The sequence below is a fragment of the Ruegeria sp. AB9 genome (genome assembly GCF_056542585.1).
This window is the reverse complement of record NZ_JBQGAA010000019.1, coordinates 1-11987: the sequence shown is the minus strand read 5'-3', so window position 1 is coordinate 11987 and position 11987 is coordinate 1. Positions and strand designations below refer to the sequence as shown.

The following is an 11987-nucleotide window of genomic DNA, read 5'->3' as shown; positions in this document are numbered from 1 at the left end:
GCCGCGCGGCAGCGTGAAAGCAGATGAAAGCAGTGTGGTAATCTCAAGTTTCACGGCGCCGGGAGAGCCATTGTTGCACCGCCGAAGTCTTCAGTTTGCGGATGTTGGCCAAGGTTTCAGTATGCATCAAGGAAGGCTCCGAGTTGCCCGTTGCACCCACAGCGGTAATCAAGGGATGCGCATTCCCTGCGTTGAACTTGAAGATGCGCTGAGTATCGCCGAGCAAATCGATGTTTGAATCACGTTGGCGGGCGGCACTTGCCATTCTCCAATCCGGACCGGATCTACGGTCGCGCCGCAGTAAAGGGTCGGAACAAGCTCAGCCAGACCAAGACTGCAGATCATTTGAACATTTGCAATCACTCTTCTGTCTTCAATGAGTTTTCAGTTGTTCGTTCTGTATACCCGTGGTGAGTGACTTCTCCATGGCAGCGCTGTCAACCACCAGCGAACGAAACATCCGAACGGACCACTCCAAGGCCCCAGAAGTCAGCAAGAAGGTTTCCGGCACCACGACCCATTCCGCGATCCATGCACCGCCCGAACGTTCATGTTCGTGCAGGGTAAGCTCTCCGATCTGTTCAGTGCGCTGCCGACCCATCCGGGCGACTGCTTCGCCAAATTCAGACGCCCGTTGGTTCTGTTTGTGCGCCATAGCTGACGAGGCACCCCTGCCATTTTCAGCGCGTTCGAAAACCTCACCAATATCGGAAGAAGACAAAAGATTGACGTTATGGGCTATTTTGCACAAGGTTCCGCACAGAGCGCCGAGCGCTGTGATGATCTCGGCCACACCGTCACGGGCATTCTGCCAGTGCGGTTCGACGGTGTGCAGCCCAAGCGCATTAGCGACGGCTTGTTTGATCTTTTGCCCATCGCCGTTTTCATAGGCTTGCAGATCCCCCACCGGACCACCGATCTGGACGTTGAGCCCGCGACCAGCAGCATCCGACAGGGCCGCTTGGCGGCGCTTCAGTTCGGATTTCCAGACCTGTAACTTGGTTTCCAGGCGGATCGGGACGGCGTGCTGACCGTTGGTGCGACCGATCATCATCGTGCGCCCATCTTTGGCGATAAGCCGATCAAGTTCGCCAATGACCCGCGCGATGCCTTTGCGGACGTGCTCTGACCCGTGAAGCATCTGCACTGTCATGGCTGTGTCCATGATATCCTGAGTGGTGGTGCGGTAGTGGACGTATTCAGCGTGCGTACCTGCCAGCGCCCTCAATTGCCGGACCAGACCGACAATGGGTCGCCCGACCAACGCCATGTCAGCTTGCAACTGGTACTGGTCAAGATCCGAAACAGAGATGGCTTCCATTGCGACCGCAACCTCGATGGGAATCAGCCCGGTCGCGGCTTGGCAGCGCGCCAACGTTTGCTCGACTTTTAGCCAGGCTGAGATGGTGGCGTGTTCAGACCAGATCGCGCGCATGTCGGCACTGGAAAAACAGTCACGGTAAAGGCCGAATTCAAGCATCGTCCAAGCCTCCCTCCGCCAGTTTGCGCTCTTTGATGATGCCGCGGATGCGGAAGGCAATGGCACCGGCACCAAGGATCAGGAAGGCCAGGGCGATGGGCCGCTCGATAAAGATCATAGCTCCGCCATCGGACATCAGCAGGGACTGGCGGAATGTCTCCTCTGCGCCTTTGGCCAGCACAAAAGAAATCACGAATGCAGCAATGTTGAAATCGTGTTTACGCATCAACCAGCCGACGAAACCCGCGCATGTCATCACGGTGACATCGAACATCGACCCGCGCGCCGAATATGCGGCGACGAAAGCGGTCATGAAGATCAGAGGATAAAGCACATTTGTTGGGATCTTGAGGATCAGTCTGGCCACCTGCGTGGCACCGAAGTACCCGATGACGCCATAGGCGATAATGCCAAGCATCCCGCAGGCGAACAGCTTATAAACCAGTTCTTTGTCCGTCAGGAACAGCGTCGGGCCAACCTGAATGCCATGGATCAGGAACACGCCCAGTAAGATCGCACCAATTGTCGAGCCAGGGATACCCAGTGTCAGCAGCGGCGCCATCGAAGGGCCTGAAACCGCGTTGTTTGCAGCCTCTGGGGCCGCCACGCCTTCCAGCGCACCCTTACCCCATAGCTCGGGGTTCTTTGCGCGGCGCTTGCCCTCGCCGTAGGAAATGAACGCGGCAATTGCCGATCCCAGTCCCGGCAAAACACCAATGCCCGCGCCGATAAAACCACCGCGCAGGGCATGGGGCAGACAGGGTTTGTATTCTTCCCATGTCAGATGATTGCCACCTGCGGAGCTTTCGTTTTCCTTGGTTTCACTGGTGGTCTTGTGTCGCTCTTCAAGCTGAGCGAAGACTTCGCCCAACACGAAAACGCCAATCATGAGCGGCACCAGACCGACACCGTTCGAGAGATCGAACGAGCCGAACGTATAGCGTTCCTCGCTCGAGATCGGGTCAAGCCCGACCATGGCCACCAGTATTCCCAGCAGCGCCGAGGCAAGACCTTTGACAATCGATTTGCCGATCACGGAACCAATGACGACAAAAGCTGCAAAGTAAATTGCAAAGGTTTCCGGAGGTCCCAGTTTAAGTGCGATGGCGGCAATGTATCCCACTCCGACGACCAACAGGATGTCCCCCATCAGATCGCCTATGACCGACGAGATTGTGGCCACTTTCATGGCTTTGCCGGCCTTCCCGGCGCGCGCCAACGGATAGCCGTCGATTTGGGTCGCCGCGCTGGCCGCTGTGCCGGGTGTATTGAACAGGATGGCCGCGATTGACCCTCCATAGCGTCCGGATTTTCCGATAACATAGAGGAAGGCCAATGCGAAAAGTGGCGACATGTAAAAAGTGATTGGTAACAGCATCGCAATCGCGGCCGAAGCGGTCAGTCCAGGCGTTGCTCCGACTATCATACCAACTGCGGCGGCCAAAACGATGGCGAACAACAGCATCGGGTCGGTGATGACAGAAATAAGGGCTGGGAAGATTTCCATGTAAAATTACCCCTGTATCCAGCTGAGCAGGTCGAATACTTCGCCATAGGGCGGAAAGACACCAAGCAGCACGAAGAAGATGATATGAAAGACCAGCGGGCAGATAACGACTGATATTGCCAGCCCGACCCAGTTGCGCACGCCGAACACGTACAGCACCAGAGGTGCTACAACCGCTGTGGGCAACAAGTAACCGAACCACCGAAACGACTGCTGATAGATCAACGCGATGATGAACAGGGTGACGATTTGGAACGTCGCACCATTGTCCGAAGTGGTCGGCGCCGCACCCGCAGGCTGACGAGGCGCGCCTACAAGCAAGAGTATCGAAAGTCCCAGCAATGCTACAGAGGCGGCAAATGGTACAATTCCGGCCCAGGTATCGCCGGGTGAGGCCGCGGGAACCTGCCAGGCACCCCAGGTCGCTGCTAGTGATATGGCCGCAAGCACCAGACCCTCGGTATAAGCGCGCATGTTGTCCTCCCTGAACTTCACGTCGACTGGAAAGGACCGGACGGACATGCCGCCCGGTCTGTTCGGGCTTAGTTGGTCAGGCTTTCGACCAATGGTGCTGCATCAGATTTCATCGAGGTCAAAGTTGCCTTGGCATCTGCCCCTGTCTGGAACACCGGACCGGTCCCGCGTGAGACCAACAGTTCAGCGAATTCAGGTTTGGCCGAGATCTGTTCAAGCGCGGCTTCCATCGCGACAATAACTTCGGGTGGCGTGCCTTTCGGGGCGAACACAATAACCGGTGAAGACACGGCAGCAAACGGAATACCCAACTCACCAAAAGATGGTACGTCGGTCATGATACCGTCGCGTTCCTGACTGTTGACTGCAAGCGCGCGCAGCTGATCTTCGAACCCGGCAAGCTGTTGCACACCAAGAAATCCAAAGTCGGCCTGCTCACCAATCAGCGCGGCGCGGGTCGGTCCGCCCCCTTTGAACGGCACGTCCTGTGCCTCGATTCCGTTGCTTGCCAGAAAGCCCAGACCACCAACATGGTGGAACCCGCCACGCCCGGAATGCGCCCAGCGCAAGCTTCCCGGATCAGCTTTGGCTGCATCTATTACGTCTTGAACAGACTGGAAGGGGCTGTTCTTTGGAACCATCAACGAGGTCTGTAACTGGCCTACCTGGCCGACAAACTCAAAGCTTTCTAGCGCGTCGATTTCGGTGTCACGTGTCATCGTCGACAGCAGGAACGAGCCGCCCGACGTCATCATCATGGTATAGCCGTCTGGCCGTGCACCCATGACGGAATTGGCGCCATTCAGGCCGCCCGAGCCAGGTTTGTTCACGACAACAACTGGGACCTCCAGAATACCATCGGCCGCGGCTGAAATGGCGCGGGCGTAGGCATCAGTTCCGCCTCCCGCCTTATAAGGCACAACAAGGTTAATCGGACGTTTCGGCCAGTCGGCCGCGAATCCGGCTGAGGTTGTCGCTGCAACGGTCAGTGCCGCTAGAGCGGTGCGTATTAAAGTGCGACGTTTCATTGGATCCTCCCTAACTCAGTTGCCTCGAGACTAAGGGGATTCAATGATTGTTAAAAATGCAAATATGTTATCTACTCTTGCAAAAAACGGAAGATATACCGCATGAACATCAAAGCGCTCCGCGCCTTCACGGCCACACTATCCGAGGGATCTTTGATCGCGGCGTCTGAGATGTTGTACTTGAGCCAGCCGGCAGTGAGCCGACTGATCTCGGGTTTGGAAGCGGAACTGAAACTCAAACTGTTTGACCGCAGTGGCCGCGCCTTAACGCCGACGCCAGAGGGGCTCGCGTTCTACCGAGAGGCTGGCCGGATTCTTGATAACCTTGACGAGGTCCCGAGAATTGCGGCTGAAATACGTGCAGGGCGCACCGAAACCCTGCGGATCGTGACTATGCCAAGGATTGCGCACTCGCTTTCGGCGCCGGCCGTGGCGAAATTCCTAGTCGCCAATCCGGATACCAACGTCAACTTGGATGTCCGCGCACGGCGGGAGGCAGGGAAATGGCTGGCCGGCCGAGAGTACGATATCGGCATCGGTGCGCTGCCCGTCAATCACCCCGGCATCGTGACCAAACCACTTCTTCGGGTCCGCGCGCAGGCCGTGCTACCGGTCGACCATCCGTTTGGGTCCTTGCCGGAGCTGAGTGCTAACGATCTGGCGAACGAATCCGTCATCCGCCTTATGCACGGTCTTCTTCTGCGGGATCAACTCGACGAATTCTTCCGCTCAGCAGGCGTTGTTCCGAGGCAGACTTGCGAAGTGGCGGCGTCACAACTGGCCTGCTCCCTGGTCGCGGAGGGGGCCGGTGTGACCATCGCTGACGAACTTGTGGCCACTCAGAGCGGAACCGAGCGGCTCACCCTCGTTCCCGTAGTGCCCGCGCGCTGGATGACCTTTGGTTTGTTGTACCCGGCTGCCCAATCAAAAAACGATGCCCTTCATGAGTTTGAAACGGCACTATCAGAGGTCGCTAACGAATTGGCTCGGCGAAGCCCCACACTCGAATTGGTTAATTGACTTGGAGGAGTTACCGCTTGTCTGCATTTGAACGTTGAAAACGTTGGCACCTTCAAACTGAGACGGCCGTAACGATTCTAATAGCTGCCTGGGCACAACAATGCGGGCTATGCAGGCTTTGGTGAGGGCGCAGCGAAGGTCTGCAAAACCCGCGTCTTGGTGAGAAGCCCCCGTCAAAATTGAGGCTGCTCGAATGGTGAATGGGCAGTCGCTGATCTTGATGGAGGACCTTTGAGCCGCAATTGGCAAGACATGTGTAGCAAAGTAAAAGTGGTTTGTTATAAATCAACAGGTTGCCTGGGTGCCAATGGGTAAACCAATTGTTGCCCGGCATAGCAGTGATTTCTGAATCTGAGCCTCTTGAACCGACAAAGATATTACCCAGATTGAATGTGAGGCTTCGATCGATGTGCGCCGCCAAGCGGGCGCATCAAAAAGAGGCGCTTTGAAAGGAGAATATCATGGACTTAAACAAGTTCACCGAGCGGGCGAGGGGATTCGTGCAGGCCGCGCAGACCATTGCGCTTCGCGAGGGGCACCAGAGGCTGGAGCCCACACATATACTCAAAGCACTGATGGATGACGATCAGGGGCTGGCCAGCAACCTGATCACACGCGCGGGCGGCGCGCCGATCCGCGTGGTCGAGGCGCTGGACGCTGCGATGGGGAAAATCCCGAAAGTCAGCGGTGACGCCAGTCAGATTTACATGGACGGCCAGACCGTCAAAGTACTGGACGAGGCCGCCAAGATTGCCACCAAGGCGGGCGACAGCTTTGTCCCGGTTGAACGGGTGCTGATGGCGCTGTGCATGGTGAAATCCAAAGCCAAAGAGGCGTTGGAAGCCGGTGCTGTATCCGCCCAGAAATTGAACGAAGCGATCAACGACATTCGCAAGGGTCGCACAGCGGACTCCGCGTCGGCGGAAGAGGGTTATGACGCCCTTAAGAAATACGCGCGTGATCTGACCGAGGCGGCGGCAGAGGGCAAGATCGACCCGATCATCGGGCGTGATGAAGAAATCCGCCGTTCGATGCAGGTTCTGTCGCGTCGCACCAAGAACAACCCGGTTCTGATCGGGGAACCCGGCGTCGGTAAAACCGCGATTGCCGAGGGTATGGCCTTGCGTATCGTCAACGGCGACGTACCGGAATCGCTGAAAGACAAGAAGCTGCTTGCACTCGATATGGGTGCGTTGATCGCTGGCGCGAAATACCGCGGTGAGTTCGAAGAACGCCTCAAGGCCGTTCTGACCGAAGTGACCGAGGCGGCGGGCGAGATCATCCTGTTCATTGACGAGATGCACACTCTGGTCGGTGCCGGTAAATCCGACGGTGCGATGGATGCTGCCAACCTGATCAAGCCTGCGCTTGCACGGGGTGAGCTGCATTGTATCGGCGCGACCACGCTGGACGAGTATCGCAAATACGTCGAAAAAGACGCAGCCCTTGCGCGCCGGTTCCAGCCTGTGATGGTCACCGAACCGACGGTCGAAGATACGATCAGCATCTTGCGTGGCATCAAGGAAAAGTACGAGTTGCACCACGGCGTGCGTATCTCGGACTCGGCGCTGGTGTCGGCGGCGACCCTGTCGCATCGCTATATCACCGACCGTTTCCTGCCCGACAAAGCCATCGATTTGGTTGATGAGGCGGCGTCGCGGTTGCGGATGGAGGTCGACTCCAAACCCGAAGAGTTGGATCAGCTGGATCGCCAGATTCTGCAGATGCAGATCGAGGAAGAGGCGCTGAAGCTTGAGGACGACGCGGCCTCGAAGGATCGTCTGGAGACCCTGCAAAAGGATCTGGCCGATCTGCAGGAGAAATCCGCCGAGATGACCGCCCAGTGGCAGGCCGAACGCGACAAGCTCGCGGGTGCACGTGATCTGAAAGAACAGCTCGACAAGGCGCGGGCCGATCTGGAGATTGCAAAGCGCGAAGGCAACCTCGCCAAAGCCGGTGAGTTGTCCTATGGCGTCATCCCTGAGCTTGAGAAAAAGCTGACCGAAGCCGAGAATGCCGAAAGCAACGCCATGATGGCCGAGGAAACAGTACGTCCGGAACAGATCGCTTCGGTGGTCGAACGCTGGACTGGTATCCCGACCTCGAAAATGCTGGAAGGCGAGCGCGAGAAATTACTGCGGATGGAAGACGATCTGCATTCCCGCGTGATCGGTCAGGATGCGGCAGTCACTGCCGTGGCCAACGCCGTGCGCCGTGCGCGCGCGGGTCTGAACGACGAAGGACGCCCGTTGGGCTCGTTCCTGTTCCTCGGGCCGACCGGCGTGGGTAAGACCGAACTGACCAAAGCCGTGGCGAACTTCTTGTTTGACGACGACAACGCGATGGTGCGCATCGACATGTCCGAGTTCATGGAGAAACACGCAGTCGCCCGTCTGATCGGTGCCCCTCCGGGCTATGTTGGTTATGACGAAGGCGGTGTGCTGACCGAAGCCGTGCGGCGCAGACCCTATCAGGTCGTGCTGTTCGATGAGGTCGAAAAGGCGCACCCGGATGTGTTCAACGTGCTGCTGCAGGTTCTGGACGATGGCGTGCTGACCGATGGTCAGGGCCGCACCGTGGATTTCAAGCAGACGCTGATCATTCTGACGTCGAACCTTGGGTCTCAGGCGCTGAGCCAACTGCCCGAAGGTGCGGACAGTGCGCAGGCGCGGCGTGACGTGATGGATGCGGTCCGGGCGCATTTCCGGCCGGAGTTCCTGAACCGTCTGGACGAGACGATCATCTTTGACCGCCTCAAGCGGGCCGATATGGATGGCATCGTCGATATTCAGATGGCACGCCTGCAGAAACGTCTGGCCGCCCGCAAGATCGAGCTGGCGCTGGACGATGGCGCCAAAGAATGGCTGGCGAACGAAGGCTATGACCCGGTCTTCGGTGCTCGTCCGCTGAAGCGCGTGATCCAGCGCGCCCTGCAGAATCCTCTGGCGGAGGCGTTGCTGGCGGGCGAGATCAAGGACGGCGAAACCGTTCCAGTTACCGCTGGTTCGGATGGCCTGATCATCGGCGACCGGCTTGGAACGTCTGAACGACCCCGCCCGGACGATGCCGTGGTGCACTGATCGGCATTGATATGGTTGAGAAACCCGCCCTTTCATAGGGCGGGTTTTTCTGTCACCAAGCGGCTGAATAATAAAAAGAAGGTATCGGCAGTATGGCAAAAATGGATTGGGCGCTGCTTTTGAATACGGCAGGTCACGGTGACAAACCCGACAAGGTCGAGCGACCGGAACGTCCAGCATATGTCATCGCCGCCGACCGGATCACTTTTTCGGCCCCGTTCCGTCGTCTGGCGAATAAGACTCAAGTCCATCCATTGTATGAAAACGACCACTTGCGCCACCGGTTGATCCACTCGGAAGAAGTGGCGAGCGTGGGCCGCTCGCTTGGGATGCAGATCGGGGCCTGGCTGGCGGCCGAGGGGCATATCTCGGACGTTGACGCGCATAAACTGGCCGGGGTGGTCCATGCCGCCTGTCTGGCTCATGATATCGGCAACCCGCCCTTTGGGCATTCCGGGGAAGAGGCGATCGGGGCCTGGTGCGCAGATAAGCTGCGACAGTGTTCTCCGGCGTTTCAGGGTATTGCCGGCACGGTCTGGCATGAATTCGAAAAGTTCGAGGGCAACGCGCAGGGATTCCGCATCCTGTCCCGCCTTGAAATGTACCGCAATGAAGGTGGCATGTGCATGCCCAATGCGGTGCTGGGGGCCTTTATGAAATACCCCATGGGGGCCGAGACCGCGAAACACATTAAGGCTAAGGCCGACGCAGACAGCAAGCCGCTTTATGTCGGAGCCAAGAAATTCGGCTTTTTCGAAACCGAACGGACGTATTTTGCCGAGGCGGCCACCGCAATGGGCCTGCCGCAAGCCATTGGGCCGGACGGACTGACATGGTGGCGGCGGCATCCGCTGGTCTTTCTTGTCGAGGCGGCGGATGATATTTGCTATAATATTGTCGATCTTGAGGACGGCTACGCCGCAGGTGACCTGCCGTACAAACAGGTCGAGGATTTGCTGTCGGCAGTGGCGCTTCCGCCCAGCCGGAATCAGGCCGACTATACCGAATATGAAAAGATCAGCTATCTGCGTGCCCGCGCCATCGGTGGGGCGATCAATGCCTGTTTCGAGGCGTTTGTCGATAATCATGACGCCATCCTGAACGGCAGCTTTTCCAGTTCGCTGATCGAGGAATCAAAAAAGGCTACGGCGTTTAAGGAAATCCGGAACCTTGCCCATGAGCAACTGTTCACAGCCCCGCGAAAAACCAAGCTTGAGGTCCGGGGCCGCAATGTGATCCGCAAGGTGTTGGATGGTTTGTGCCCGGTCTACGAGGCGCTGGCGAAGCATGGCTGGGACGTAAACGCCGTGCCCGCTTATGAACGGCAGGTGATCAGCGCCGTGCAACTGGACTTGCGTGATGTGAATGATGCGTATTCCGCGTTGCACTCGCTGACCGACTTTGTGTCGGGCATGACTGACAGATATGCGGTCAAAACCGCGGATATGCTGTCGGGCTGATCCGGCGCCATTGAGGCGGGTTCATACGTTACAATCACTTCGCTCAATCGTGACGCCTGTTTCCTTGGCTCTGTGCTATCAGACATTACCTCATCCCTGAGGCTGACTGATTACGGAGACCCATATGGCGCATCGCTGGACCCACACTTTGACACATGCCGACGTTACCCCTCGGGCGGCGTTCCTAAACCGGAGGCAGGTTATGGCCGGGTTGGCAGGTGTCGGTTTAACCGCGATGTCCAAGCCGGCTGCGGCACAAGACGCCTTGGAACCAAACACGTGGGAAGAGATCACGACGTACAATAACTACTATGAGTTCGGGACTGGAAAAGATGATCCCGCGAAATATGCTCACACGCTGGTGACCGAACCCTGGAGCGTCAAGATTGATGGTCTGGTTGACCGCCCGGGCGACTATGATTTCCAGAGCATCTTGTCCGAAATGACGATAGAGGAACGGATCTATCGCTTCCGCTGCGTAGAAGCCTGGTCGATGGTCGTTCCATGGAACGGGTTCGAGCTGGCAGACCTTCTGAATTTGGCGGGTGTGCAGCAAGGCGCGAAATATGTGGCTTTTGAAACCGCCTATCGCCCGGAAGAGATGCCGGGAACGCGGTTCCCCATTCTCGAGTGGCCGTATCGCGAAGGGTTGCGCCTGGACGAGGCGATGCATCCTCTGACAATTATGGCCACCGGAATTTATGACCGCCCAATTCCAAACCAGAACGGCGCGCCATTGCGGCTGGTCGTTCCGTGGAAATACGGCTTCAAATCGATCAAGTCGATTGTCCGGATTACGCTCACTGAAGAAGAACCGCCCACCAGCTGGAACATGTCCAACCCGCGCGAATACGGGTTCTATAGCAATGTGAACCCCAACGTGGACCATCCGCGCTGGTCTCAGGCTTCCGAGCGCGAAATCGGCGGCGGTTTGTTCGCGTCGCGTAAACCAACTCTGATGTTCAACGGCTATGAAGAAGAGGTCGCCAGCCTTTATGAAGGCATGGACTTGGCCGAGAACTATTAAAGTCATGCAGGCGATTAACCAGACACTCCGCCGTATTCCGGTATGGGCCATCTATCTGCTGGGGGCGCTGCCCGCGCCCTGGCTGTTTTATCTTGGCCTGACCGGTGGTCTGGGTGTCGATCCGATTGAGGCATTGGAGCATCGCTACGGCGAACTGGCCCTGCAGCTTTTGATCGCTGGTCTGGCTGTCTCGCCTTTGCGTCGGCTTGTCGGTCTGAACCTGATGAAGTTCCGCCGCGCGATCGGGGTGCTCACTTTTGTATACGTCACATTGCATCTTCTTGTGTGGCTGGTTCTGGATGTGCAGCTTCCCGGTCAGATCTGGGCGGATATCCTCAAACGTCCGTACATAACGGTCGGCATGGGGGCTTTCCTTATCCTGCTTCCGTTGGCGCTGACGTCCAACAACTGGTCGGTGCGCCGACTGGGGCCGCGCTGGCGCAAACTGCACCGCCTTGTGTACGCGGCCGCGCCGCTGGGGGCGGTGCATTACGTCATGCTGGCAAAAGGATTTCAGATCGAGCCGCTGGTCTATCTGGCAACCATCGTCGCCCTGTTTGTCTTGCGTCTGCCGATTCCCAACCTGTCTCTCCGGTCCAACAGCGCAGATTCTGCCTGACTCGGAAACGAGTCTGTGGGTAATATTGTGCATAACGCGATGGACCGTGAATTCTGTCCTGCCTTTTCGTGGAATTTGGCGGCCATATGCCTGATGAGCGTTGAGTAACCTATTGGTTTTAAAGTATTTTTGTGGAAACTTCAAAAAAATGCTCAGCAACGTCATTTTCTGCTTGCGGCTTGGTGTGGTTATACTTAGAACCCCCTTCACCGGCGCTGCTGAGGCGGTGCTGACGGGTCGGAGAGACGGCCTGACGGACTGGAAAGACGGTTGAGACGCTCGGGAGAGACCG

The 11987-nt window shown here is 57.4% G+C and carries 10 protein-coding genes; 5 read left to right on the top strand and 5 right to left on the bottom strand.

Translation table 11 applies throughout. The features are described from left to right. Positions 1-43: 43 nt before the first annotated feature. The 5 genes from ACR0K5_RS22660 to ACR0K5_RS22640 form a co-directional block, all read right to left on the bottom strand. On the bottom strand, positions 44-265 hold the full coding sequence (locus tag ACR0K5_RS22660; RefSeq protein ID WP_480631813.1) for a hypothetical protein: 222 nt from the start codon (positions 263-265) through the stop codon (positions 44-46). Between the two features lie 108 nt (positions 266-373). Then, positions 374-1480, bottom strand: coding sequence for a lyase family protein (locus tag ACR0K5_RS22655; RefSeq protein ID WP_480631812.1), 1107 nt, complete (start codon positions 1478-1480; stop codon positions 374-376). Further along, positions 1473-2987, bottom strand: coding sequence for a tripartite tricarboxylate transporter permease (locus ACR0K5_RS22650; RefSeq protein WP_480631811.1), 1515 nt, complete (start codon positions 2985-2987; stop codon positions 1473-1475). The genes ACR0K5_RS22655 and ACR0K5_RS22650 overlap by 8 nt, the downstream gene beginning before the upstream one ends. A 6-nt stretch (positions 2988-2993) precedes the next feature. Beyond that, a complete protein-coding gene (locus tag ACR0K5_RS22645) occupies positions 2994-3461 on the bottom strand; it encodes a tripartite tricarboxylate transporter TctB family protein (RefSeq protein ID WP_480631810.1) in 468 nt (155 codons plus the stop codon). A 68-nt stretch (positions 3462-3529) separates the two neighbouring features. Next, positions 3530-4489 (bottom strand): tripartite tricarboxylate transporter substrate binding protein, encoded by a 960-nt coding sequence (locus ACR0K5_RS22640; protein ID WP_480631809.1) that lies wholly within the window; start codon positions 4487-4489, stop codon positions 3530-3532. Positions 4490-4591: 102 nt separating this feature from the next. Between ACR0K5_RS22640 and ACR0K5_RS22635 the strand changes: the two genes are divergently transcribed. From ACR0K5_RS22635 to msrQ, 5 genes are all read left to right on the top strand, one after another. After that, positions 4592-5509, top strand: coding sequence for a LysR family transcriptional regulator (locus tag ACR0K5_RS22635; protein ID WP_480631808.1), 918 nt, complete (start codon positions 4592-4594; stop codon positions 5507-5509). A 461-nt stretch (positions 5510-5970) separates the two neighbouring features. After that, positions 5971-8589 carry an ATP-dependent chaperone ClpB gene (clpB, locus tag ACR0K5_RS22630; RefSeq protein WP_480631807.1) on the top strand — a complete coding sequence of 873 codons (2619 nt, stop codon included), beginning with the start codon at positions 5971-5973 and terminating at the stop codon, positions 8587-8589. Between the two features lie 92 nt (positions 8590-8681). Next, a complete protein-coding gene (gene dgt, locus ACR0K5_RS22625) occupies positions 8682-10049 on the top strand; it encodes a dGTP triphosphohydrolase (protein ID WP_480631806.1) in 1368 nt (455 codons plus the stop codon). Between the two features lie 124 nt (positions 10050-10173). Next, positions 10174-11076, top strand: coding sequence for a protein-methionine-sulfoxide reductase catalytic subunit MsrP (gene msrP, locus ACR0K5_RS22620; RefSeq protein ID WP_480631805.1), 903 nt, complete (start codon positions 10174-10176; stop codon positions 11074-11076). Positions 11077-11080: 4 nt separating this feature from the next. Next, positions 11081-11695, top strand: coding sequence for a protein-methionine-sulfoxide reductase heme-binding subunit MsrQ (gene msrQ, locus ACR0K5_RS22615; RefSeq protein ID WP_480631804.1), 615 nt, complete (start codon positions 11081-11083; stop codon positions 11693-11695). Positions 11696-11987 lie beyond the last annotated feature (292 nt).